This window comes from Nonomuraea sp. GTA35 (genome assembly GCF_041950525.1).
Lineage (GTDB): Bacteria > Actinomycetota > Actinomycetes > Streptosporangiales > Streptosporangiaceae > Nonomuraea.
The window spans coordinates 1-549 of sequence record NZ_JBGNUV010000070.1; the positions used below are offsets into that span (position 1 = coordinate 1).

The following is a 549-nucleotide window of genomic DNA, read 5'->3' on the forward strand; positions in this document are numbered from 1 at the left end:
GGACCGGATGCGCGCCGTCGCGGTCCTGCACCGACGCGGCGGTGACCATCACGCACAACAGCAGCCCGAGGGTGTCCACCACGACGTGCCGCTTCTGCCCCTTCAGCTTCTTGCCCGCGTCGTACCCACAGGCCGCCGCCCCGACGGTCTCGGCCGCCCGGACCGTCTGGGAGTCGACACACCCAGCCGTCGGCAGCTCACGCCGGCCGGCCAGGACACGCAGCCGCCCGCGCAACCGGCCGGTCAGTCGTTCAGGCAGGCCGCGCCGGGACCAGCGCAGGAAGAACGCATACACCGCCTCATGCGGCGGGAAGTCGACCGGCAGGGCCCGCCACTCGATCCCGTACCGGGTCACGTAGCCGATCGCGTCCAGCACAGCTCGCAGGCCGTGCACCATCGGCCGGCCCGCGACCGCGACCAGTTCGGCCATCACACCGCGTGCCTCGCCCTCCAGCACCAACCACTCGCCATCGGTCAGATCGGAGGGGTATGCCGGTTTCCGGCCGCGACATGCGCATCCCGGTGAGGCGCAACCGCTGGCGTTCACGG

General features: G+C 71.9%; 1 protein-coding gene. It reads right to left on the reverse strand.

Going from position 1 to position 549, the window contains the following annotated elements; genetic code table 11:
• Positions 1–430: transposase (locus tag ACBJ32_RS59425; RefSeq protein ID WP_375134407.1), on the reverse strand; the 430-nt coding region annotated here is incomplete at its 3' end.
• Between the last annotated feature and the right edge of the window lie 119 nt (positions 431–549).